At 71.1% G+C, this 21969-nt stretch carries 18 protein-coding genes, 5 tRNA genes and 2 pseudogenes; 19 read left to right on the forward strand and 6 right to left on the reverse strand.

What is annotated here, in order from left to right:
• Positions 1-9: 9 nt before the first annotated feature.
• Positions 10-3798, reverse strand: a complete 3789-nt coding sequence (locus ACODT5_RS46525) for a sensor histidine kinase (RefSeq protein WP_422524901.1) — start codon at positions 3796-3798, stop codon at positions 10-12.
• Between the two features lie 603 nt (positions 3799-4401).
• Here ACODT5_RS46525 and ACODT5_RS46530 point away from each other — a divergent pair.
• The 9 genes from ACODT5_RS46530 (at position 4402) to ACODT5_RS46570 (ending at position 8342) form a co-directional block, all read left to right on the forward strand.
• Positions 4402-4587, forward strand: coding sequence for a hypothetical protein (locus ACODT5_RS46530; RefSeq protein WP_422524902.1), 186 nt, complete (start codon positions 4402-4404; stop codon positions 4585-4587).
• Positions 4588-4685: 98 nt separating this feature from the next.
• A complete protein-coding gene (locus ACODT5_RS46535) occupies positions 4686-5477 on the forward strand; it encodes a fumarylacetoacetate hydrolase family protein (RefSeq protein WP_422524903.1) in 792 nt (263 codons plus the stop codon).
• Complete coding sequence (gltX, locus tag ACODT5_RS46540; protein WP_422524904.1) at positions 5470-6948, forward strand: glutamate--tRNA ligase; 1479 nt, start codon at positions 5470-5472, stop codon at positions 6946-6948. Before ACODT5_RS46535 ends, gltX begins: the two co-directional genes overlap by 8 nt.
• 83 nt (positions 6949-7031) lie before the next feature.
• Positions 7032-7760, forward strand: a complete 729-nt coding sequence (locus ACODT5_RS46545; protein ID WP_422524905.1) for an HAD family hydrolase — start codon at positions 7032-7034, stop codon at positions 7758-7760.
• An 86-nt stretch (positions 7761-7846) separates the two neighbouring features.
• Positions 7847-7918, forward strand: a tRNA-Gln gene (locus tag ACODT5_RS46550).
• A 26-nt stretch (positions 7919-7944) separates the two neighbouring features.
• A tRNA-Glu gene (locus tag ACODT5_RS46555) sits at positions 7945-8017 on the forward strand.
• 61 nt (positions 8018-8078) lie between these two features.
• Positions 8079-8151, forward strand: a tRNA-Glu gene (locus ACODT5_RS46560).
• 24 nt (positions 8152-8175) lie between these two features.
• Positions 8176-8247 (forward strand) — tRNA-Gln (locus ACODT5_RS46565).
• A gap of 22 nt (positions 8248-8269) precedes the next feature.
• Positions 8270-8342: transfer RNA gene (locus ACODT5_RS46570), tRNA-Glu, on the forward strand.
• Between the two features lie 170 nt (positions 8343-8512).
• On the opposite strand, the gene ndgR is transcribed toward ACODT5_RS46570, so the two are convergent.
• Complete coding sequence (gene ndgR, locus ACODT5_RS46575) at positions 8513-9229, reverse strand: IclR family transcriptional regulator NdgR (RefSeq protein ID WP_112450208.1); 717 nt, start codon at positions 9227-9229, stop codon at positions 8513-8515.
• A gap of 184 nt (positions 9230-9413) precedes the next feature.
• On the opposite strand from ndgR, the gene leuC reads away from it, so the two are divergent.
• The 4 genes from leuC to ACODT5_RS46595 all read left to right on the forward strand — a co-directional run bounded on the left by leuC (position 9414) and on the right by ACODT5_RS46595 (position 12634).
• On the forward strand, positions 9414-10838 hold the full coding sequence (gene leuC / locus ACODT5_RS46580) for a 3-isopropylmalate dehydratase large subunit (RefSeq protein ID WP_422524906.1): 1425 nt from the start codon (positions 9414-9416) through the stop codon (positions 10836-10838).
• 5 nt (positions 10839-10843) lie between these two features.
• A complete protein-coding gene (gene leuD / locus ACODT5_RS46585; protein ID WP_422524907.1) occupies positions 10844-11437 on the forward strand; it encodes a 3-isopropylmalate dehydratase small subunit in 594 nt (197 codons plus the stop codon).
• A 137-nt stretch (positions 11438-11574) separates the two neighbouring features.
• Positions 11575-11802 carry an SCO5555 family protein gene (locus ACODT5_RS46590; protein ID WP_243337737.1) on the forward strand — a complete coding sequence of 76 codons (228 nt, stop codon included), beginning with the start codon at positions 11575-11577 and terminating at the stop codon, positions 11800-11802.
• 145 nt (positions 11803-11947) lie between these two features.
• Positions 11948-12634 (forward strand): HU family DNA-binding protein, encoded by a 687-nt coding sequence (locus tag ACODT5_RS46595; protein WP_403712687.1) that lies wholly within the window; start codon positions 11948-11950, stop codon positions 12632-12634.
• 331 nt (positions 12635-12965) lie between these two features.
• On the opposite strand, the pseudogene cofC reads toward ACODT5_RS46595, so the two are convergent.
• Positions 12966-13571: pseudogene (cofC, locus tag ACODT5_RS46600) on the reverse strand (2-phospho-L-lactate guanylyltransferase); the annotation flags it as partial.
• Positions 13572-13810: 239 nt separating this feature from the next.
• On the opposite strand from cofC, the gene ACODT5_RS46605 reads away from it, so the two are divergent.
• Genes ACODT5_RS46605 through ACODT5_RS46615 form a run of 3 tightly spaced genes read left to right on the forward strand, consistent with a single transcriptional unit; the run spans position 13811 to position 16767 of the window.
• Positions 13811-14563 carry a lysophospholipid acyltransferase family protein gene (locus ACODT5_RS46605; protein ID WP_422524908.1) on the forward strand — a complete coding sequence of 251 codons (753 nt, stop codon included), beginning with the start codon at positions 13811-13813 and terminating at the stop codon, positions 14561-14563.
• Positions 14560-15570 (forward strand): NAD(P)H-dependent glycerol-3-phosphate dehydrogenase, encoded by a 1011-nt coding sequence (locus ACODT5_RS46610; protein WP_422524909.1) that lies wholly within the window; start codon positions 14560-14562, stop codon positions 15568-15570. Before ACODT5_RS46605 ends, ACODT5_RS46610 begins: the two co-directional genes overlap by 4 nt.
• A 39-nt stretch (positions 15571-15609) precedes the next feature.
• On the forward strand, positions 15610-16767 hold the full coding sequence (locus ACODT5_RS46615) for a D-alanine--D-alanine ligase family protein (RefSeq protein ID WP_422524910.1): 1158 nt from the start codon (positions 15610-15612) through the stop codon (positions 16765-16767).
• Between the two features lie 132 nt (positions 16768-16899).
• Here the strand turns inward: ACODT5_RS46615 and ACODT5_RS46620 are convergent, their stop codons facing one another.
• Entirely contained in the window at positions 16900-17397 is a 498-nt protein-coding gene (locus tag ACODT5_RS46620) for a DUF3515 domain-containing protein (RefSeq protein ID WP_422525263.1), read from the reverse strand.
• Between the two features lie 23 nt (positions 17398-17420).
• Complete coding sequence (locus ACODT5_RS46625; protein WP_112450218.1) at positions 17421-17654, reverse strand: Lrp/AsnC ligand binding domain-containing protein; 234 nt, start codon at positions 17652-17654, stop codon at positions 17421-17423.
• 242 nt (positions 17655-17896) lie between these two features.
• Between ACODT5_RS46625 and ACODT5_RS46630 the strand changes: the two genes are divergently transcribed.
• Both ACODT5_RS46630 and thiD read left to right on the forward strand, forming a co-directional pair.
• Positions 17897-18880: a thiamine-phosphate kinase gene (locus tag ACODT5_RS46630; RefSeq protein ID WP_274549736.1), complete on the forward strand. Its 984-nt coding sequence runs from the start codon at positions 17897-17899 to the stop codon at positions 18878-18880.
• Positions 18877-19695, forward strand: a complete 819-nt coding sequence (thiD, locus tag ACODT5_RS46635; RefSeq protein ID WP_422524911.1) for a bifunctional hydroxymethylpyrimidine kinase/phosphomethylpyrimidine kinase — start codon at positions 18877-18879, stop codon at positions 19693-19695. Before ACODT5_RS46630 ends, thiD begins: the two co-directional genes overlap by 4 nt.
• A gap of 186 nt (positions 19696-19881) precedes the next feature.
• Here the strand turns inward: thiD and rpmB are convergent, their stop codons facing one another.
• Positions 19882-20067: a 50S ribosomal protein L28 gene (gene rpmB / locus ACODT5_RS46640; RefSeq protein WP_073911113.1), complete on the reverse strand. Its 186-nt coding sequence runs from the start codon at positions 20065-20067 to the stop codon at positions 19882-19884.
• Between the two features lie 243 nt (positions 20068-20310).
• On the opposite strand from rpmB, the pseudogene ACODT5_RS46645 reads away from it, so the two are divergent.
• Positions 20311-21968, forward strand: a pseudogene (locus ACODT5_RS46645) (DAK2 domain-containing protein).
• Position 21969: the final 1 nt, after the last annotated feature.

Genomic DNA, 21969 nt, shown 5'->3' on the forward strand with positions numbered 1-21969 from the left:
CGAACTCAACTATCGCTCCTGCTGGTAAGTGGGGTCGATGTGGTAACTGCCGGTGGCCGGGCCGGTGGTGCCGGCCTGCCGACCCTGCTGGATACCGCGTCGGAGGTTGGTGAGACGCCCGCGGACATCGTCCGGGGATCGCGAAACCTGGGGGCCGGCCTGTGCTTCGGCCTGCTGCTGCGCGGTGCCGGCCACGAGGTTCGCCCGCGGGACCCGGCGGGGCAGACCCGACGTGGTGATGCCGCCGGCGGCGGGCTGGCGCACGCGCTCGGCCTGCCGCATCAGCTCGTCGTTCGGCGAGGAGCGCCAGCTCACGGTCGGTACCGCGCCGGTGGCCGTTGCCGCGGACTCGGCCGGAGCCGCCTCCTGGCCGCGCTGCGGCAGCTGGTGCTGCTGCGGGCGCTGCGGGGCGGCGGGAGCCGGAGCCGCCGGAGCGGACTGCTGGCCCGGCTGCTGGGGTACGGCCGGTGCCTGCGCGGGGGCCTGGCCGGCCTCCTGGCGGAACCAGTTCGACTCCAGCGTGTCGAAGATCGGGCTGCGGCCCTCGCCCGTGCCCGGACCGGCCGGGGGCAGCGCCTCCGGACGGGGCGCCTGCGGCAGCCGCGGAGCCTCGGCGCGCGCGGGCGGTACGGGGGCGTAGCCGCCCTGGGGCTGCGGGGCCTGGCCGGGCTGGGCGTAGCCGCCGACACCGGGGCCGCCGGGCCGCTGGGCCTGGAAGTCCTGGCGGGCGAACTGCCCCGTGGAGGCCGGGTCACCGAAGTCGGGACGGGCGAACTGGCCGGTGGAGGCCGGGTCGGCGAAGTCGGGACGGGCGAACTGGCCCGTGGTGCCGTTGTCGTGGCCGGCCTGGCCGCCGCTGCCGCCGGCCTGCGGGGCCGGGGCGTTGAAGTCGGGGCGGGGGAACTCGGACGTGGAACCGGGGCCCGACAGCTCGTCGTGGCCGCGCGGTACGTCGTGCCCGCGCTGGCCCGCGCCCCAGCTGGTGGTCTGGGGCATCGCGGAGGGTCCGCCGCCCGCGCCCGGGAGCTCCGGACGGGGCGCGTCACCGCGCGGCGGAAGCTGCGGCCGGGGACCGCGGGCGACCGGGCCGCCGGTCTGCTGCTGACCCTGGCCCTGCTGCTGCGGGGCCGGCTGCTGGGGCTGGAACGGAGCCGGCTGCTGGGGCTGCTGCGGGCGCTCGAAGCCGTTGCCCTGCGGGAAGCCGCCGGGACCGGACGCCGTGGGGGCGCCGACCGGACGGGCCTGCGGACCGCCGAAGCCGCCCGGGCCGCCGGGACCGGAGACCGGACCGCGGCCGGGCAGCGGAGCACCCGAACCGAAGGCGCTCTGGGTCTGGCCGCCGGGGCCCTGCTGCTGGGGCCGTCCGCCCTGCGGGCCGGGGCCCTGGGGCTGGCCGCCGGGGCCGCCGTCGCGGCCCGGCAGGGCCGCGCGCTGGTTGCCGCCGGAAACCTGGCCGCGCTGTGGGGCGGCGCCCACGGGGGGACGCGCGCCGGGAGCGGGTATCGAGCCCTGCGCCTGGCCGCCGGGACCACCCTGACCGGGGGCGCCGGGGGAACCCTGACCGCCCTGGCCGGGCATCGGGGCCGGCTTCTTGCCGCCCTGGGCGACGTCCACCGGCAGCATGACGAGGGCCGTCGTACCGCCCGAGTCGGAGGGGCGGAGCTGGATGCGGATGCCGTGTCGCAGGGACAGACGGCCGACCACGAACAGGCCCATGCGGCGGGAGACGGAGACGTCCACGGTCGGCGGCGACGCGAGCCGCTCGTTGATCGCGGCGAGGTCCTCGGGGGAGAGGCCGATGCCGGTGTCGTGGATCTCGACGAGCACGCGGCCGTCGGGCAGCGCGTGCCCGGTGACCTTCACCTTGGTCTGCGGGGAGGAGAACGAGGTGGCGTTCTCCAGCAGCTCGGCGAGGAGGTGGACGAGGTCGTTGACGACGCGGCCGGCGACGTCGGTGCCGGGCACCGACGAGAGTTCGATGCGCTCGTACTGCTCCACCTCGGACGCCGCGGCACGGAGCACGTCGACGAGCGGGACGGGGCGGGTCCACCGGCGGCCCGGCTCCTCGCCCGCGAGGACGAGGAGGTTTTCGCCGTTACGGCGCATGCGGGTCGCGAGGTGGTCGAGCTTGAAGAGCGAGGAGAGCTGGTCCGGGTCGGCCTCGCGCGACTCCAGCTCGGAGATGAGCGAGAGCTGGCGCTGGATGAGGCCCTGCGAACGGCGCGAGAGGTTGGTGAACATCGCGTTGACGTTGCCTCGCAGGAGGGCCTGCTCGGCGGCGAGGCGGACTGCCTCGCGGTGCACGTCGTCGAAGGCCGCGGCCACCTGGCCGATCTCGTCGCGGGTGTGCAGACCGACGGACTCCACCGTCGTGTCCACGTCCTGCGGGTCGGACTCGGACAGCTGCTTGACGAGCTCGGGCAGCCGGTCCTGGGCGACGCGGGTCGCGGTGTCCTGGAGGCGGCGCAGGGAGCGGATCATCGAGCGGGCCATGACGAAGGCGCCGACGAGGGAGACACCGAGGACGAGGAGGATCAGCGCACCGTTGATGAGCGCGTCGCGCTGCGACTCGTTCTTGAGCTCGCGGGCCTTCTGCTCCATGTCCTCGAGCAGGGTGAGCTCGATGACCTTCATGGCCTGGAGCTTCACGTCGTCCGCGTCGTACCAGTCCATCCAGGACCGGGGCTTCTCCTTGACGAACTGGTCCTTGTTCCCGAGGACGCGGCGCGCGTAGCCGTCGGCGTTGCCGATCTCCTGGTTGCCGTCGCCGAGCGAGGCGAGGAGCTCCTCGGGCTTGCCCTGGTAGGCGAGTTCGAAGGTCTTCTGCGCCTGCTCCTCGCTGTTCTGCGCGGAGCGGGCGTACAGACGGTCGTTCTCGCTGAGGCTGCCGGGCTGCGAGGGGTCGGCGGGGAGCGCGGCGGCGATGATCGCTCGCTGGATGGAGGCGTACTCCTTGGCGGAGGAGAACGCGGCCAGGGCGCGGGTGCGCTTGATCATCTCGGGGTTGGAGGTGGCCTGCGCCATCTCCTGCGAGAGCGAGAGCAGCGAGACGACCAGCGCGTTGTACTCGGTGACGGTCTGCTGGGCGCCGTTCTGGTACGCGCCCTTGCGGATCTCTTCGAGGTTGTTGAGCCCGTGTGCGATCTGCAGGATGTTGTTGCGGATCGACCTGAGCGTCTCGTCGTTGCCCTCGGCGACGTCGACCTTGTCGGTCGCGGCGGCGAAGGCCCTGACGGCGGAGTCCGTGGAGTCGCGGACACCCTTGACGAGGGTGCTGGGCTTGCCCGACTTGTCGACGGACAGCGGACCGGCGGAGTTGTCACGCTCGGCCTGGAGCATGGCGGCCAGGTTGGTGGCCTGCCGGGTCATCGTCGTCAGCAGCTGCATGTGCTCCAGCTGCGCGATGTCGTTGAGCGAGTCGTTGATGCGGAAGCCACCGAGGGTGGTGGCGGCGACGACCGGCAGCGTCAGCAGCGACACCAGTCGCGTACTGATGCGCCAGTTCTGCATGGCGAGGCGCGATCCGGACCCACGCGAGGTCTGGGGTATCGCGACGTCGCGACTGCCCGACTCGTCGTCGGCCTTGGAGCCGCCCTTCGGCTTGGCGCGGCCCTTGGGCTTCACCGCGGCGGAGCCGTCGGGGCCCCCGCTCTCGACAGCCGGCCCGCGGTTCTGGGCGTGCTGGGGCGAGGAGCCACGGTCGGTCCCGCCGCGCGGGTCCTGCTCCGGCGCGGCTTCCCCACGGCCCTGACGGGCCTGGGGAGACCCCTTGTCATCCCTCTTGAATCGTCCCTGCACTAGCGTCGCAACCTCTGGACCAGGCGTCCCGCCGGGCGACCGGTGGGACGGTGTCGAGTCGTGGGGCAATGCGCCCCATGGTGGTCGTCGGTGACCGGCGCGTCTCCCTCTCCGTTGCCGCCGCGCTCGGCGCTGTCTCGCGCCACCTGCGCGCCGGCTGATTCCCGCGGCGGTCCCGCGAATTCCAGCACAGAGGCGGATCTCCAACAAGGTGCGAGTCCCGCCCTGGACAGTCGGTCACTTCTGGTGACGCGTGCACTACCCGTCGTGCGTATCAATTCATATGGAATCGGACTTACGCCGCCCAAACTCCGCGCCTGGCATGCTGTCCCAGTCGCGATGATCGGGAGCGGAATGGCGCATTCAGTGGCGCAATGTCCCCTTTGTGGGGCAGGATTGACTGCCCGTTATGCCCGTAATGCCTGGCCACTGGTGAGCAAACTCACATAGCCCTGGCCATTACTTCCCGGTTCGGCGGGGGATTCAGATGTTTAGCCTTGAGCTTTACAGGGTTGCCGCGAGCGACAAGTGGCACTTTTGAAGGCATCCCGGCGGCACCCGCCGCCACCATCCGACCTAGTGAGCCGAGGGCTTCCCACTCCGATGAAGACGACGATGATGTTCCGCAACATAGCCAACCCGCGCCGCACCACCCTCGCGCACCTCAAGGACGCAGAGGAGCTGCAGGCCGTGCCGGTCCCGGAGCACACCGTCGAGCTGCCGACCCAGACCGCGAACCCGCGCCGCACCATCCTCATGGACGCGCCGGTCGCCACCGCCGCGCAGTAGTTCCCCGCCGAAAGCCGCGCGAAGCGTCGGCCCCCACCGCGTTAGCCTGGAGTCCGCAGACTCCAGCCAGCGGAAATACAGAGGGGCAGACGCAACACGTGCGCATCGCCAGGTTCTCGATCGACGGCAATGTCGCGTTCGGCGCGGTCGAGGGCAGCACTGCCCTCGCGGCGTCCGAAGGTGAGCTCGTCCTCGACATCATCAAGGGCATCCCGTTCGCGGACTTCGAGCTCTCGGGCACGAAGGTTCCGCTGAGCAAGGTCCGGCTGCTGCCGCCCGTGCTCCCGAACAAGGTCGTGGCCATCGGCCGCAACTACGCGGAGCACGCGGCGGAGCTCGGGAACGAGGTCCCGGACGCCCCGATCACCTTCTTCAAGCCCTCCACCTCGGTGGTCGGCTCCGGCGACCCGATCGCCTACCCCTCCTTCTCCCAGGACCTCCACCACGAGGCGGAGCTCGCCGTGGTCATCGGCCGCATGTGCCGCGAGGTCCCGCGTGAGCGCGTCAAGGACGTCATCTTCGGCTACACCTGTGCCAACGACGTCACCGCGCGCGACGTCCAGCAGCGCGAGAAGCAGTGGGCCCGGGCGAAGGGCTTCGACAGCTCCTGCCCGCTCGGCCCCTGGATCGAGACGGACCTCGACCCCAGTGACCTGACCATCCAGTGCACCGTCAACGGCGAACAGCGCCAGCTCGGCCGCACCAGCCAGATGGTCCGCTCCATCGAGGACCTGATCGTGCACATCACCGAGGCCATGACGCTGCTCCCGGGCGACGTCATCCTCACGGGGACCCCGGCCGGAGTCGGCCCCCTGAACGTCGGCGACGAGGTCGCCGTCACCATCGAAGGCATCGGCACTCTCACCAACAAGGTGATCAAGCGTGGCTAACGCGACCCCCCGCGTACGTTTCTGTCCGTCCCCGACCGGCAACCCCCACGTGGGTCTGGTCCGCACGGCCCTCTTCAACTGGGCGTTCGCCCGCCACCACGGCGGTACGTTCGTCTTCCGCATCGAGGACACCGACGCGGCCCGCGACTCCGAGGAGTCCTACGGCCAGCTGCTCGACTCGCTGCGCTGGCTCGGCTTCACCTGGGACGAGGGCCCCGAGGTCGGCGGCCCGCACGCCCCGTACCGCCAGTCCGAGCGCATGGACATCTACAAGGACGTCGCGCAGAAGCTCCAGGACGGCGGCTACGCCTACCACTGCTACTGCACCACCGAGGAGCTGGACGCCCGCCGCGACGCGGCCCGCGCCGCCGGCAAGCCCTCCGGCTACGACGGCCAGTGCCGCGACCTCTCCGCGGAGCAGAAGGCCGCGTACGAGGCCGAGGGCCGCACCTCGATCGTCCGCTTCCGGATGCCCGACGGTCCGATCACCTTCACGGACCTGGTCCGCGGCGAGCTGACCTTCACCCCCGACAACGTGCCGGACTTCGGCATCGTCCGGGCCAACGGCGCGCCCCTCTACACGCTCGTCAACCCGGTCGACGACGCGCTGATGGAGATCACCCACGTCCTGCGCGGCGAGGACCTGCTGTCCTCCACCCCCCGCCAGATCGCGCTCTACGGGGCCCTGATCGAGCTCGGCATCGCCAAGGCCGTGCCGGCCTTCGGCCACCTGCCGTACGTGATGGGCGAGGGCAACAAGAAGCTCTCCAAGCGCGACCCCGAGGCCTCGCTCAACCTGTACCGCGAGCGCGGCTTCCTCCCCGAGGGCCTGCTGAACTACCTCTCGCTGCTCGGCTGGTCCTTCTCCAAGGACCAGGACATCTTCTCGATCGAGGAGATGGTGGAGAAGTTCGACATCCCGGACGTCAACGCCAACCCGGCGCGCTTCGACCTCAAGAAGGCCGAGTCGATCAACGCGGACCACATCCGCCTGCTCGACCCGAAGTCCTTCGCGGACCGCTGCGCCCCGTGGCTCCAGGCCCCGCACGCCAACTGGGCGCCCGAGGACTTCGACACCGCCGCCTGGGAGCGCATCGCGCCGTACGCCCAGACCCGCGTCACGGTCCTGTCCGACATCACGGCCAACGTCGACTTCCTGTTCCTCAAGGAGCCCGTCGAGGACCAGGCCTCGTGGGACAAGGCCATGAAGGGCGACCCGGCGGCCCTTCTCACCACGGCCCGCGAGAACCTCGCCGCCGCCGACTGGTCGGACCCCGAGTCGCTCAAGCAGGCCGTCCTCACCGCCGGCGAGGCCCACGGCCTCAAGCTCGGCAAGGCCCAGGCCCCGGTCCGCGTGGCCGTCACGGGCCGCACGATCGGCCTCCCGCTCTTCGAGTCCCTCGAGATCCTGGGCAAGGACCGCTCCCTGTCCCGCATCGACGCGACCCTGGCGAAGCTCGCCACCGCGTAGGCAGCAGCACTCGTACGTCCCCCGGGGGCGGCAGCTCCGCAAAGGGCTGCCGCCCCCGGGGCGTTCCGCGTAGGGTCGGCCACATGGCGATCCGTGCGGTGCTCTGGGACATCGACGACACCCTTTTCGACTACACCGGGGCCGACCGCGCCGGGCTCGCGGCGCACCTGGTCGCCGAGGGGCTCGCGGAGCGGTACGGGGCTCCGCGCGAGGCGCTCGCGCTGTGGCGGCGGATCACCGACCGGCACTGGGAGCGGTTCGCGGGCGGCGAGGGCACCTTCCAGGGGCAGCGCCGGGACCGGGTGCGGGAGTTCCTCGGGGAGCCCGCCATGAGCGACGCACAGGCCGACGACTGGTTCGGGCGGTACGTGGAGCACTACACGGCCGCCTGGGAGGTCTTCCCCGACGTGGTGCCCGTACTGGACGCCCTGGCCGGCGGCTACCGGCACGGGGTGCTCACCAACTCCTCCGTGGCCAACCAGGACCCCAAGCTGCGCCACCTCGGCCTGCGCGACCGCTTCGAGGTCCTGGTGTGCGCCGTGGAGCTGGGCGTCAGCAAGCCCGAGGCAGGGGCCTTCCTCGCCGCGTGCGCCGAGATGGGGCTGGAGCCGGGGGAAGTGGTCTACGTGGGGGACCAGCCGGAGATCGACGCGCGCGGCGCCCGTGACGCCGGGCTGACGGCCGTGTGGCTCGACCGCGACGGATCGCGCGGCCCCGGGCCCGAGGGCGTGCACCGGATCGCCGGACTCGACCGGCTCCCGCAGGTGCTGGCCGGGGATACCCGTTTTGGAGCACGGTCAGCCATCCGGTAATGTTCTTTCTGCGCCGCCCGCTCGGGCCGAAAGGCCGGGCCGGAGACGCTAACCGAACGAAAGTCCCTCAAGGTCTTGCGTTTTGGTGGGCTATAGTGTAATTGGCAACACGAGAGTTTCTGGTTCTCTTATTCTAGGTTCGAGTCCTGGTAGCCCAGCGCAGTTCAGTAGTAACGCAGTGCTTGCCCCCGTTGTGTAGCGGCCTAGCACGCCGCCCTCTCAAGGCGGTAGCGCCGGTTCGAATCCGGTCGGGGGTACAGATCCTTCCCGTGAGATTTCCAGGGTCGCACCCGGATTTTTTGATGCAGGATCGCTAGGGCCCCCGTTGTGTAGCGGCCTAGCACGCCGCCCTCTCAAGGCGGTAGCGCCGGTTCGAATCCGGTCGGGGGTACGGTGTCTAGCTGGTCTAGACCTGTGGGCTATAGTGTAATTGGCAACACGAGAGTTTCTGGTTCTCTTATTCTAGGTTCGAGTCCTGGTAGCCCAGCGCAGTACAGCAGTAACAGCTAGCCCCCGTTGTGTAGCGGCCTAGCACGCCGCCCTCTCAAGGCGGTAGCGCCGGTTCGAATCCGGTCGGGGGTACGCACAGAAGAGGCCCTCCGCGTTCATCGCGGAGGGCCTCTTCGCTGTTTCCGGACGGGCGCGGACGATATGAGTTCGGGCCCGGCGGCGCGTGTGCGGACGTGTGCGGCGTCTCACGCGCCCCCGGGCCCGGGGGGAGTGGTGGGGGAGGTCTGCGACCGGAGAGGTGCTCAGCTGGAGCGGCGCAGGGCCTCGGTCAGTCGGGCGGCCGCGTCGATGACGGCCTGGGCGTGCATGCGCCCCGGGTGACGGGTCAGGCGCTCGATCGGCCCGGAGACCGATACGGAGGCCACCACGCGGTTCGACGGCCCGCGCACGGGCGCCGACACGGAGGCCACGCCGGGCTCCCGCTCGCCGATCGACTGCGCCCAGCCGCGACGCCGTACGCCCGAGAGCGCCGTCGCCGTGAACCGCGCGCCCTGCAGGCCGCGGTGGAGCCGCTCGGGCTCCTCCCAGGCCATCAGGATCTGCGCGGCCGAGCCGGCCTTCATCGGGAGCGTGGAGCCCACCGGGACGGTGTCCCGCAGGCCCGACAGCCGCTCCGCGGCCGCCACGCAGATGCGCATGTCGCCCTGACGCCGGTAGAGCTGCGCGCTCTCGCCCGTAACGTCCCGGAGGTGGGTGAGCACCGGTCCGGCCGTGGCCAGCAGGCGGTCCTCGCCGGCCGCGGCGGCGAGCTCCGCCAGCCGCGGTCCGAGGATGAACCGGCCCTGCATGTCCCTCGCCACCATCCGGTGGTGTTCCAAAGCCACGGCAAGGCGATGTGCCGTGGGTCGTGCGAGCCCTGTCGCCGCGACCAGCCCGGCGAGGGTGGCCGGACCGGACTCCAGTGCGCTCAATACCAGAGCTGCCTTGTCGAGAACGCCGACGCCGCTAGAGTTGTCCATGAAACGATATTCGCGTCTCACACTGTGAAACGCAAGTTCAATTTTTCCAAGAACCAGCGAGTCTGTATGTGCGGGTCCACGAACCACTGGGTCCGAGCCGTCGTCCGGGACGTGGGGTACGGACGATCAGGCGCACGAGATCTCTATCAAGCGCCGGCACAACCGGCCGGCCGGAGGGAAAGCGATGGGTAGGACACTCGCGGAGAAGGTCTGGGACGACCATGTCGTCCGGCGCGCCGAGGGCGAGCCCGATCTCCTCTTCATCGATCTGCACCTGCTGCACGAGGTGACCAGCCCCCAGGCCTTCGAGGGCCTGCGGCAGGCCGGCCGCAAGGTCCGGCGCCTGGACCTCACCATCGCGACCGAGGACCACAACACCCCCACCATCGACATCGACAAGCCGATCGCGGACCCGGTCTCCCGGGCCCAGCTGGAGACGCTCCGGTCGAACTGCGCCGAGTTCGGCGTACGCCTGCACTCGCTGGGCGACGTCGAGCAGGGTGTCGTCCACGTCGTGGGACCGCAGCTGGGTCTGACCCAGCCGGGCACCACCGTGGTCTGCGGTGACTCGCACACCTCCACGCACGGCGCCTTCGGCGCGCTGGCGTTCGGCATCGGCACCAGCCAGGTCGAGCACGTGCTGGCGACCCAGACGCTGCCGCTGGCCCGCCCCAAGACGATGGCGATCACCGTCACCGGCGCGCTGGCCGACGGCGTCACCGCCAAGGACCTGATCCTGGCGATCATCGCCAAGATCGGCACCGGCGGCGGCCAGGGCTACATCCTGGAGTACCGCGGCGAGGCCGTCGAGCAGCTGTCGATGGAAGCCCGCATGACCATCTGCAACATGTCGATCGAGGCCGGCGCCCGCGCGGGCATGATCGCCCCCGACCAGACCACCTTCGACTACCTCGAGGGCCGCGACCACGCCCCCGTGGGCGAGGACTGGGACGCGGCGGTCGCGTACTGGAAGACCCTGCGCACCGACGACGACGCCGTCTTCGACGCCGAGGTGGTCATCGACGGCACCACGCTGTCGCCGTTCGTCACCTGGGGCACCAACCCCGGCCAGGGTGCGCCCCTGTCGGCCAACGTCCCCGACCCTGCTTCGTACGAGGACGCTTCGGAGCGCAACGCCGCCGAAAAGGCCCTGGAGTACATGGGGTTGACCGCCGGACAGCCGCTGCGCGACATCAAGGTCGACACCGTCTTCGTAGGTTCCTGCACCAACGGCCGCATCGAGGACCTGCGCGCCGTCGCCGGGATCATCGAGGGCCGCAAAGTCGCGACAGGTGTACGGATGCTGGTCGTCCCGGGCTCGGTCCGGGTCGCCCTGCAGGCCGTGGCGGAGGGCCTGGACAAGGTCTTCAAGGAGGCCGGCGCCGAATGGCGGCACGCGGGCTGCTCGATGTGTCTGGGCATGAACCCCGACCAACTGGCCCCCGGTGAGCGCTCCGCGTCCACCTCCAACCGCAACTTCGAGGGCCGGCAGGGCAAGGGCGGGCGCACCCACCTGGTGTCCCCGCAGGTGGCCGCCGCCACCGCGGTGCTGGGCCACCTGGCCTCGCCCGCCGACCTGTCCGAAGCCACCGAGACCGCCGGAGTCTGAGAACGATGGAAGCCTTCACCAAGCACACCGGCCGGGCCGTCCCGCTGCGCCGCAGCAACGTCGACACCGACCAGATCATCCCGGCCCACTGGCTGAAGAAGATCACCCGCGACGGTTTCGAGGACGGGCTCTTCGAGGCCTGGCGCAAGGACCCGGAGTTCATCACCAACCGTCCCGAGCGCGCCGGCGCGACCGTCCTGGTCGCCGGTCCCGACTTCGGCACCGGTTCCTCGCGCGAGCACGCCGTCTGGGCCCTGCAGAACTTCGGCTTCAAGACGGTCATCTCCTCCCGCTTCGCCGACATCTTCCGCGGCAACTCGCTGAAGAACGGTCTGCTGACCGTGGTCCTGCCGCAGGAGACCGTCGAGCAGCTGTGGAAGCTGACCGAGGCCGACCCCACCGCCGAGATCACGGTCGACCTGGTCGACCGCCAGGTCCGAGCCGAAGGCGTCGTAGCGGAGTTCGAACTCGACGACAACGCCCGCTGGCGCCTCCTGGAGGGGCTGGACGACATCTCCCTCACCCTTCAGAACGAAGCGGACATCGCCACCTACGAAAGCGTTCGGCCGGCCCACAAGCCCCGCACGATTCAGGCGTGATTCCAGCCTGATCAGCGCTTATTCGCCTTAGGGTGATCACATAGGCAACACTGTGCCCCCTGCCATCCGGCAGGGGGCACAGTCGTGTGTTGAGGCCCCGTGAGGCGACAACTCGCCCCAGATGGCACAATCTGTGCATGGAACGCGACAGTCAACTTGAGCTCTACGGACTTGTCGCCGACCGATTGAAAGAAGCACACACAAGGGTGCGCACGCTGCAAGTCCCGGAGGGCGTAAGGATGGCGCTGTCCCGGAAGCTGTTGGTCGTCACCGCCGTGGCGAAGCATGATCTCGCCGACGCGGCAAGGCGCCTGGACAGGTTGATGAAGGACCTCGACGAGGGTCGATTCCCTGAAGGCGACTGATGCGAAGGAACTCCGTAACGGCCTACAACGTTGCGGCACTAGGGTGATAAGCCCGTTTCGTGTTTGATTTGCGGTATATATCCGCCTAACGTGCGAAATAAGCTTGAACACATTCGTTCTGGCGAAGTCTCCGAAGGGGAAGACGTTGAACAAGGCGCAGCTCGTAGAAGCGATTGCCGACAAGCTGGGCGGCCGTCAGCAGGCCGCGGACGCCGTCGACGCGGTACTGGACGCCATCGTCCGCGCGACCGTCGGAGGCGACCGGGTCTCGGTCACGGGCTTCGGCTCGTTCGAGAAGGTCGACCGTCCGGCCCGCTACGCCCGCAACCCCCAGACGGGTGAGCGCGTCCGGGTCAAGAAGACCTCTGTTCCCCGCTTCCGTGCGGGCCAGGGCTTCAAGGACCTGGTCAGCGGCACCAAGAAGCTGCCCAAGGGCGGCGAGGTCTCGGTGAAGAAGGCGCCCAAGGGCAGCCTCACCGGTGGCGCTTCGGCGACGGTCAAGAAGGCCGCCGCGAAGAAGGCCGCACCCGCCAAGAAGGCGGCTGCCGCGGCCAAGACCACGGTCGCGAAGAAGGCCACGGCCAAGAAGGTCACGGCCACCGCCAAGAAGACGGTCGCCAAGACCGCCGTGGCGAAGAAGGCCTCTCCGGCGGCGAAGAAGACCACCGCCACCGCGAAGAAGGCCGCCCCGGCGGCCAAGAAGACCACCGCCACCGCGAAGAAGACCGCCCCGGCGGCCAAGAAGGCCACCGCTGCGACGAAGGCGCCCGCCAAGAAGACGGCGACGCGCAAGGCCACCGCGAAGAAGACCACCGCCCGCAAGACCAAGTAGGGCAAGGAGTCACACACGCCGGGCCGGTTTCCCCACGGCGGGGAGACCGGCCCGCGGTGCGTCCGGCGGATCCGATGAGTCCGGCAGATCCGGCGGTTCCGGCGGTTCCGGTAGGCCGTAACGCCCGGGGTCAGAAGGTCTGCAGGGTGACCAGGGTGATCCGCAGGCCCGTGCCCTCGCCGTCCGTCTCGATCCGGACCCGCTGCCCGGGACGCAGCAGCCGCAGGCCGCCCGCGTCGAACGCCGGGGCCTCGAAGGGCACCGGGGTGCCGTCGTCCAGCAGCACACTGCCGCTGCGGGTCTGGGAGTCGTACGTGTACGCGGTCGCCTGCATACGGGCACTGTATCGGGCCGTATGACGCCCCACGCCGAGGGCCAGGGCCGTACGCAGATCCGCCCCCGTGTCCACGTCCCGGCGGATGCTCTCGACGCCGGAGAGGGCCATTTCCACCGCGCCCGAGGCCGAATGCCGGGCCCGTGAGGGGCCGCCGAACGAGGGCGCCAATTCCACGTCCGGAGCAGCGGAAAGCAGGGTCGTCCCGATTCCCGCCGCATCCGCCAGAAATGCCCTGGGAAATGCCGAAGCGGTTTCGAGCACGCGTAGCAATTCGGGTGGCCGCAGCGCCGGCAGATCCGCGTTCATGGCGGCCACCGCCGCCCCGGGCCTGCCCGCCCGTATCTCCCGCGCCCCGTGGGCCAGCGCCGCGTTGAGCCCCGCCGCCGGGGAGTCCGGCACGATCCGGGCCCCCAGCCGCGCCAGTTCCGCCCCGGCCGCCGGGTCGTCCGTGACGACCACCACATCCGCGACCGCCGCGCAGGCCAGCGCCCCCGCCACGGTGTCCAGCGCGAACGCCAGGGCGAGCCCCGGCCGGGCCGCCCCCACGGCCGCCGCGAGGCGGCTCTTGGCCACCGCGAGCGGCTTCAGGGGGACCACCAGACTCCAGACGGCGTTCGTGACGGACCCCTTCCCTCCGGCACGCTCGCGCGCCGCTCAGACCATGTGCGGGTCATGGCCAGGTCATGCGGAGCCCCATTGTCACCTCATGCCGGTCGACCCGGGGTCTGGTCCGGGTGTCCGGGGCGTACGGTGTTCTCGACAGAGACCGGACCCGGGGCCACACTTGTCCGTCCCCGGGGTGCCCAAGCCGCGCACCGGTCCTAGAGGAAGGTGTCCGAGTGTCCCGCCGCAGAATCGGCTTCTGGTACCGCCTTGCGGCGGCCATCGCGAAACCGCCGCTGGTAGTGCTCTTCAGGCGGGACTGGCGGGGAATGGAACACATTCCGACCGAGGGCGGGTTTATCACCGCCGTCAATCACAACTCGTATCTGGACCCGCTGTCCTACGCGCACTTCCAGTACAACACCGGCCGGGTGCCCCGATTGCTCGGCAAGGCGGCCCTCTTCGAGGTCCCCATTGTCGGCGCGATCCTGCGCGGCTCCGGCCAGATCCCCGTCTACCGGGAGTCCACCAACGCCCTGGACGCATTCCGGGCCGCCGTGGACGCGATCGAGCGCGGCGAATGCGTGGCCTTTTACCCGGAAGGCACCCTCACCCGGGACCCGGACGTGTGGCCGATGGCCGGCAAGACCGGTGCCGCCCGCGTGGCCCTGATGACCAGGGCCCCCGTCATTCCGGTGGCCCAGTGGGGCGCGAATCTCGCGATGCCGCCCTACGCCAAGGAGAACAAGGTCAGCCTGTTCCCGCGCAAGACCCTCCAGGTGCTCGCCGGGCCGCCCGTGGACCTCTCCGCGTACTACGACCGGGAACCCACCCCGGAGGTGCTCAGGGAGGCCACCGAAGTCATCATGGCGGCCATCACCGGGCTGCTGGAGGAACTGCGGGGCGAGAGTGCACCCGCGCAGCCGTACGACCATCGCAACGCCAGGGCTCAGCAGCGGCGCAAGGCCGCAGGGGAGGGCAACAAGTGACACGTCCCGTCAAGGCAGCCGTATTCGGAACCGGCTCCTGGGGCACGGCCTTCGCCATGGTCCTCGCCGACGCCGGCTGCGAGGTGGTCCTGTGGGGCCGCCGCCAAGAGCTCGTCGACGCCATCAACGGCACCCGGACCAACCCGGACTACTTCCCCGACATCGAACTCCCCGGGAACATCCGGGCCACGAGCGACCCGGCCGAGGCCGCGGCCGGCGCCGACTTCACGGTCCTCGCCGTGCCCTCGCAGACCCTGCGCGGCAACCTCGCCGTCTGGGCCCCGCTGCTGGCCCCCGAAACCGTGCTCGTCTCCCTGATGAAGGGCGTCGAACTCGGCACGGCCAAGCGGATGAGCGAGGTCATCGAAGAGGTGGCCAAGGTCCCCGCCGACCGCGTCGCGGTCGTCACCGGCCCCAACCTGGCCCGTGAGATCGCCGCCCGGCAGCCCGCCGCCTCCGTGGTCGCCTGCACCGACGAAGCCGTCGCCCAGCGCCTCCAGGCCGCCTGCCACACCCCGTACTTCCGCCCGTACACGAGCACCGACGTCATCGGCTGCGAGCTCGGCGGCGCCGTCAAGAACGTCATCGGCCTCGCCGTCGGCATCGCGGACGGCATGGGCCTCGGCGACAACACCAAGGGCTCGCTCATCACCCGCGGTCTGGCCGAAGCCACCCGCCTGGGCCTGGCGATGGGCGCCGACCCGCTCACGTTCTCCGGCCTCGCGGGCCTCGGCGACCTCGTCGCCACCTGCTCCTCGCCGCTCTCCCGGAACCACACCTTCGGCACCAACCTGGGCCGCGGGATGACCCTGGAGGAGACCATCGCCGTCACCAAGCAGACCGCCGAGGGCGTCAAGTCCTGCCAGTCCGTGGCCGATCTGGCCCGTCGCCACGGAGTGGACATGCCGATCACCGACACGGTCGTCGACATCGTCCACCACGGCAAGCCCACCCTGGTCGCGCTCAAGGAACTCATGGGGCGCAGCGCCAAACCGGAACGGCGCTGACTGCTTTCCGGATGCGTGAGCGGGTACTCTCGTGGCGATATGAGCAGCGAGAACCTCCCCCAGACCCCTGAGCAGCAGGGCCGCAAGCCCCGCGTGGCCGTCGTGTTCGGCGGCCGCAGCTCGGAACACGCCATCTCGGTCGTCACCGCGGGCGCCGTCCTGCGCTCCATCGACCGCTCCAAGTACGAGGTGCTGCCCATCGGCATCACCACGGACGGCCGGTGGGCGCTGACCGCCGACGAGCCCGCCCGGATGGCCATCTCCGGCGGCGAGCTCCCCAACGTGGGGCAGCTCGCCGAATCCGAAGACGGCGCCGTCGTGCTCTCCGTCGACCCGGCCAGCCGCGAGGTCGTCTACACCGAGCCGGGCGCCGTCCCCAAGGCGCTGGGCGAGGTCGACGTGGTCTTCCCCGTCCTGCACGGCCCGTACGGCGAGGACGGCACCCTCCAGGGCCTCCTGGAGCTCTCCGGCATCCCGTACGTCGGCTCGGGCGTCCTCGCCTCGGCCGTCGGCCAGGACAAGGACTACATGAAGCGGGTCTTCACGTCCTTCGGGCTGAAGGTCGGCCCGTACGTGACCATCCGCCCCCGCGAGTGGGAGAACGACCGCGAGGGCGCCCTCGCGCGCATCGCGGAGTTCGCCGGCGAGCACGGCTGGCCGCTGTTCATCAAGCCCGCCCGCGCCGGATCCTCGATCGGCATCACCAAGGTCGACGAGCCCGCCGGACTGGACGCCGCGATCCGCGAGGCCCGCCGCCACGACCCGAAGATCATCGTGGAGGCGCTGCTGCGCGGCCGCGAGATCGAGTGCGGGGTCCTGGAGTTCGAGGACGGCCCGCGCGCGAGCGTGCCCGCCGAGATCCCGCCGGTCTCCAGCCACGACTTCTACGACTTCGAGGCCAAGTACATCGACTCCGCCTCCGGACTCGTGCCCGCCCCGCTCACCCCGGAGCAGACCGCCGAGGTCCAGAAGCTGGCGATCGAGGCCTTCGACGCCGCGTCCTGCGAGGGCCTGGTGCGCGCCGACTTCTTCCTCACCGAGGACGGCACCTTCGTCATCAACGAGATCAACACCATGCCGGGCTTCACGCCGATCTCCATGTACCCGCGCATGTGGCAGGAGTCGGGCATCGAGTACCCGGAGCTGGTGGACCGCCTGATCCAGGCCGCCCTGCGCCGCTCCACCGGGCTGCGCTAACCCCGTATAAAGCCCCGCCACGAAGCCCCGTACGCGGACGAGGACCGCCCGCCGCCCCTCGCAAGAGGATGGCGGCGGGCGGTCCTCGTCCGCGCGAGCGGGTCCGGGAGGGTCCGGGAGGGTCCGGGAACGTCAGGAAGACGAGATGCCCACCGGAACGGTCTTGGCGATCGCGGCGGACAGGCCCACCAGCATCCCCGCATCCGTGGCATGCTCCTTGTCGACCAAGACCTCCGTGTACGCCAGCCGCAGCCCGGTGGTGAACCGGAACCCGCCGTCGTCCAGCCGCTCCATGAGCCAGCCGACACCGTTCACCTCGATGCCGTCCTGCTTCGGATCCAGCATCTTCACGGGCTTGCCGACACCGCACCGCAGTACGATCGCCGAGCCGCCCCACGCGGCGGTCAGGTCGGACTTCGGCACGGTCGAGGACCGGCCCAGTTCCGCCACCGTTCCGGGGAGCTCTTTGTGCAGCGCCGCACAGAGACCCGCGACATCGGCGGGGGGAGCGGACGGCGGTTCCACCCGGGCCTCGGACTCACCCGGGGAACAGCCCGCGAGGGCCGCCGAAGCGGCGGCCAGCGCGGTCAGTGCGGCGAGCAGAGAGAAGGGCCGGCGGTGTCGTGACATCACCGGCCAAGAGTAGACGGGGGCTACAGATGGACGACCGGGCAGGTCAAGGTGCGGGTGATCCCCTCCACCTGCTGGACCTTGGCCACGACCATGCGGCCGAGGTCGTCCACGGTGTCGGCCTGGGCGCGCACGATCACGTCGTACGGGCCGGTCACGTCCTCGGCCTGGATCACCCCCGCGATCTGCGCGATGGACTCGGCGACGAACGACGCCTTGCCCACCTCGGTCTGGATGAGGATGTACGCCTGTACCACGGAACCTCCAGGGCGGCCACGAGGATCATTTCCCCTACCCTTCGGGTGGGCCCGGGGATGACGGGTGGGCCCGGTGAAGGGACGCCACGGTACCGCGTCGCCGAGCGCCGCGGGGAGACCCGCGGGTCCGGCCGCGCGCAGAGCGGGGCGTGCGGAGATCAGAAGTTGACGTATCTGTTGACGGTACCCAGAGCTGTGACGGCTCGCGACCGCAAGCGGACTGGGCAAGAAGGGGCACAGCGATGAAGGGCACTGTGGGCGAGCTGGGGGAGTTCGGGCTCATTCGGGAGCTCACCTCACGGCTCACCACCACCCCGGCGGTCCGGGTCGGTCCGGGCGACGACGCCGCGGTGGTGTCGGCCCCCGACCGGCGGGTCGTGGCGAGCACGGACATCCTGCTGGAGGGCAGGCACTTCCGGCGCGACTGGTCCACGGCCTACGACGTCGGACGCAAGGCCGCCGCGCAGAACCTCGCCGACATCGCCGCCATGGGCGCGGTGCCGACGGCCCTGCTTCTCGGCCTCGTCGTCCCGGCCGAGCTGCCGGCCACCTGGCCCACCGAGCTGATGGACGGCATCCGCGACGAATGCCAGGTCGCCGGCGCGGCCGTGGTCGGCGGAGACGTGGTCCGCGGCGACATCATCACCGTGGCCATCACCGCGCTGGGCGACCTGCGCAACCACGAACCCGTGCTGCGCTCCGGCGCCCAGCCCGGCGACGTCGTGGCCGTCACCGGCTGGCTCGGCTGGTCCGCGGCCGGCTTCGCGGTGCTCTCGCGCGGCTTCCGCTCGCCGCGGGCCTTCGTGGAGGCCCACCGCAGGCCCGAGCCGCCGTACCACGCGGGCCCCGCGGCCGCCGGGCTCGGCGCCACCGCCATGACCGACGTCAGCGACGGCCTGATCGCGGACCTCGGGCACATCGCCGAGGCCAGCAAGGTACGGATCGACCTGCGCTCGGCGGCCGTCGACATCCCGACGCAGATGCACGACATCGGGCAGGCCGTCGGCGTGGACCCGCTCCAGTGGGTCCTCACCGGGGGAGAGGACCACGCGATCGTCGCCACCTTCCCGCCGGACGTGAAGCTCCCGGCCCGCTGGAAGGTCATCGGCGAGGTCCAGAACCGCTCCGCGCTGCCCCAGGTGACCGTCGACGGAGCCCCCTGGGCCTCCACCGGAGGCTGGGACCACTTCGGCGGCGACACGGCCGCCGAGGACACCCCGCGATGAGCGGATCCTCCATAGGACGCCCGCACCCGCCGCTGTGCCTGACCGTCGCCGGATCCGACTCCGGCGGCGGCGCGGGCATCCAGGCCGACCTGAAGACGATGCTGGCGCTCGGGGTCCACGGCATGAGCGTGGTGACCGCTGTGACCGCGCAGGACTCGCTGGGCGTCAAGGGCGTCTGGGAGCTGCCCGCGGAGGCCGTCAGGGGCCAGTACAGGGCCGTGGCGGACGATATCGGCGTCCAGGCCGTGAAGACGGGAATGCTGTCCTCCGCCGCACTCGTGGAGACCGTGGCCGAGCTGCTCGCCTCGACCGCCGCCCCGGCCGTCGTGGACCCGGTCGGCGTCTCCAAGCACGGGGACGCGCTCCTGGCCGCCTCCGCGCTGGACGCCGTACGGGGAGAACTGCTGCCCCGGGCCACCGTGGCCACGCCGAACCTGGACGAGGTGACCCAGCTCACCGGAGTCGTCGTGGAGAGCGAGGACGACATGCGCCGGGCCGCCGACGCGGTCCTCGCGTACGGGCCCGCGTGGGCGCTGATCAAGGGCGGCCACCTCGCCGCCCACGGGAACGAGGCCGTGGACCTCCTGACGGACGGCTCCGACGAACGCTGGCTGCGGGCCCCCCGCTACGACAACCGGCACAGCCACGGCACCGGCTGCACCCTCGCCAGCGCGATCGCCGCGGGCCTGGCCAAGGGCCGGACCGTCCCGGAGGCCGTCACCGAGGCCAAGGAGTACGTCACCGGCGCCATCGCCGCCGGGTTCGCGCTGGGCGCGGGCATCGGACCGGTGGACCACGCGTGGCGGTGGCGCTGAAGCGGCACCTGCCGGACCGGGAACGCGTCCCGAAACGCCTGTAGGGCCTGCTCCACCCCGTGGGTTCACGGGGTGGAGCAGGCCCTACAGGTTTGATCATGTTCGATCAGGCAAAGCAAGAGGCCGGTCCACCAGGTGGACCGGCCTTCTCAGCAACCGGAAAGGGCTGCGCTACGACGGAAGGCGTCAGCGCGAGACCTTGCCGGCCTTGATGCACGAGGTGCAGGCGTTGAGGCGCTTCGGCGTCCCATTGACCACGGCACGGACACGCTGGATGTTCGGGTTCCAGCGACGCGAGGTGCGGCGGTGCGAGTGGGAAATGCTGTTGCCGAAGCTCGGCCCCTTGGCGCAAACGTCGCAGTTGGCAGCCACAGGTCACTCCAAAGACTTCAGATGCACTTACAGTGAATCCCGGCGCACCGGTATCAGGGATCTGAAGTGGTTTGCCGGGGGGAATGGCCCGACTCTCATCGGGCAACCGGAGCAGCATACAACGACTGCCTCGGTCCAAGAAAACTACCATGTCCACGGCCGCCCCCGCCCCGGGGTCCCGCCCGCCCGGCAGTCCTTCGTTACCCTGCGGTGAACCCTGGCCCGCACAAGGAGGAACGCCCGGTGGCGCACCAGCCTCAGCCGTACCCCCTGAACGCCGAAGCGGTACGCACCTGGAGTTCGCTGGCCCTGGCCGCACTGGGCCGGGCCCGCGAGGACATCGACGCGATCAACGTCTATCCCGTCGCCGACGCGGACACCGGCACCAACCTCTACCTGACCGCCGAATCGGCCGACCGCGAGCTCGCGGACCTCCTGGCCGCAGTGACGGACGGCACACCCGCGACCTCCCTCCCCGAGGCCGTACGGGCCTTCGCGCACGGCGCCCTGATAGGCGCCCGGGGCAACTCCGGGACGATCCTCGCGCAGCTGCTGCGCGGGGTGGCCGACGTACTCGGCGACGAGCCCGCCGACCGTGATCCCGCGGACCGTGACCCCGCGCGGCTGCTCGCGCAGGCGCTGACCCGGGCCGCCGAGGAGGCGTACCGGGCCGTCGCGCACCCGGTGGAGGGCACCATGCTCACCGTCGCCACCGCCGCCGCCCGGGCCGCGGAGGCCGCCGCCAAGGCTGCCGGGACCGCCGCCGACGTGGCCGGGGCCGCCTACGACGGAGCCCGCGCGGCCCTCGCCGAAACCCCGGGGCAACTGGCCGTGCTGGGCCGGGCCGGGGTGGTCGACGCCGGGGGCTGCGGGCTGGTGGCCGTACTCGGGGCCCTGTGGCAGGCGCTGTCCGGGCGGAGCCGGCCCCCGAACCGGTGCGCGGCCGGGCCGTGCCCGTACCGGGGCCGCACGAGCCCTGCGCCGAGGAGCACGGCGGACCTGCCTACGAGGTGATCTACCTGCTGGAGGCCGCCGAGACCGAGGTCGACCGGCTGCGCACCCGGCTCGACGCCCTCGGCGACTCCCTCGTGGTGGTCGGCGGCGACGGGCTGTGGAACGTCCACGTCCACGTCGACGACCCCGGCGCGGCCGTGGAGGCCGCCGTGGTCGCCGGACGCCCGTACCGGATCCGCATCACGCACTTCGGCGACGAACGCCGCCGGGCCCGCGGCGAGCGCTCCCAGCGCGCGGTCGTCGCCGTGGTCCAGGGCGAGGGACTGGCCGGGCTGTGCGGAGAAGCGGGCGCCACCACCGTGCTCGCCCGGCCGGGAGAACCGCCGGTCGTCGCCGAACTGGCCGACGCCATCCGCGAGGCGCACGCCCGCGAGGTCGTCCTGCTCCCGAACGGCGCCGAACTGCGGGCGGTCGCGGCAGCCGCCGCCCAGCAGGCGCGCGCCGAGGGCGTACGGGTCGCCGTGATCCCCACCCGCTCCGAGGTCCAGGGCCTGGCCGCGCTCGCCGTGCACGACCCGGACGGCAGCTTCGACGAGGACGTGGTCGCCATGACGGCGGCCGCCGGAGCCACCCGCCACGGCGAACTCGCCGTCGCTGAACGGCAGTCCTTCACCTCGGCCGGCATCTGCCAGGCGGGCGACGTGCTCGGGCTCATCGACGGAGACGTGGCCGTCATCGGCACCGGCCTGGCCGAGACCGCCGAGGCCGTCCTGGCCCGCATGCTCGGCTCCGGCGGCGAACTCGTCACCCTGGTCCTGGGCCCCGGGGCGCCGGACGGGCTGGCCGAGCGCCTGGAGGCGTACGTCCAGCACGGCCACCTCGCCGTCGACACCGTCACCTACCAGGGCGGGCGCGGGTCCGCACCGCTGCTCATCGGGGTGGAATAGC

The sequence above is a fragment of the Streptomyces tatrensis genome (assembly GCF_049310065.1).
In the GTDB taxonomy this organism is placed as follows: domain Bacteria; phylum Actinomycetota; class Actinomycetes; order Streptomycetales; family Streptomycetaceae; genus Streptomyces.

Bases quoted from the DNA above. Each gene is read 5' to 3' on its own strand.
- ACODT5_RS46530 (WP_422524902.1), top strand. From the start codon at position 4,402: ATGAAGACGACGATGATGTTCCGCAACATAGCCAACCCGCGCCGCACC.
- ACODT5_RS46545 (WP_422524905.1), top strand. From the start codon at position 7,032: ATGGCGATCCGTGCGGTGCTCTGGGACATCGACGACACCCTTTTCGAC.
- ndgR (WP_112450208.1), bottom strand. From the start codon at position 9,229: ATGGACAACTCTAGCGGCGTCGGCGTTCTCGACAAGGCAGCTCTGGTA.
- leuC (WP_422524906.1), top strand. From the start codon at position 9,414: ATGGGTAGGACACTCGCGGAGAAGGTCTGGGACGACCATGTCGTCCGG.
- leuD (WP_422524907.1), top strand. From the start codon at position 10,844: ATGGAAGCCTTCACCAAGCACACCGGCCGGGCCGTCCCGCTGCGCCGC.
- ACODT5_RS46590 (WP_243337737.1), top strand. From the start codon at position 11,575: ATGGAACGCGACAGTCAACTTGAGCTCTACGGACTTGTCGCCGACCGA.
- ACODT5_RS46615 (WP_422524910.1), top strand. From the start codon at position 15,610: ATGAGCAGCGAGAACCTCCCCCAGACCCCTGAGCAGCAGGGCCGCAAG.
- ACODT5_RS46620 (WP_422525263.1), bottom strand. From the start codon at position 17,397: ATGTCACGACACCGCCGGCCCTTCTCTCTGCTCGCCGCACTGACCGCG.
- ACODT5_RS46630 (WP_274549736.1), top strand. From the start codon at position 17,897: ATGAAGGGCACTGTGGGCGAGCTGGGGGAGTTCGGGCTCATTCGGGAG.
- thiD (WP_422524911.1), top strand. From the start codon at position 18,877: ATGAGCGGATCCTCCATAGGACGCCCGCACCCGCCGCTGTGCCTGACC.